This window comes from Myxococcus llanfairpwllgwyngyllgogerychwyrndrobwllllantysiliogogogochensis (genome assembly GCF_006636215.1).
GTDB lineage: Bacteria > Myxococcota > Myxococcia > Myxococcales > Myxococcaceae > Myxococcus > Myxococcus llanfairpwllgwyngyllgogerychwyrndrobwllllantysiliogogogochensis.
This window is the reverse complement of sequence record NZ_VIFM01000822.1, coordinates 1-429: the sequence shown is the minus strand read 5'-3', so window position 1 is coordinate 429 and position 429 is coordinate 1. Positions and strand designations below refer to the sequence as shown.

At 69.5% G+C, this 429-nt stretch carries 1 protein-coding gene; it reads left to right on the top strand.

The window, feature by feature from the left end; genetic code table 11:
- On the top strand, positions 1 to 429 hold a 429-nt coding region (locus tag FJV41_RS55970; protein ID WP_141649640.1), incomplete at both ends, for a lipoprotein N-acyltransferase Lnb domain-containing protein.

The following is a 429-nucleotide window of genomic DNA, read 5'->3' as shown; positions in this document are numbered from 1 at the left end:
CCCCTGCTGCAGGCCGAATCGGAGGAGGGCGCTGCATCGCTGCTGCAGTTCGACCCGGCGCGCGTCTACGCGGTGGACTACCTGTTCGCCGAAGGCAGTGCGCAGCCGATGAGTCGCTGGGGCCACAGCATGCTGCGGCTGGTGGTCTGCAAGCCGGGCCGCGTACCTGGGCCGGACTGCCGCCTGGACCTGGAGTACCACCGCGTGCTGTCGTTCCGCGCGTTCGTGGGCGACGTGCAGATATCCAACTGGCGTGGCCTGACCGGCGGCTATCCGTCGCGGCTGTTCGTGCTGCCCCTGCAGCAGGTGGTGGACGAGTACACCAAGGTCGAGCTGCGCGGGCTGCAGTCGCTGCCGCTGCAGCTGGGCCGCAGCGAAATCGCCAGCCTGCTCGAGCGCACCGCGCAGGTGCACTGGAGCTATGACGGG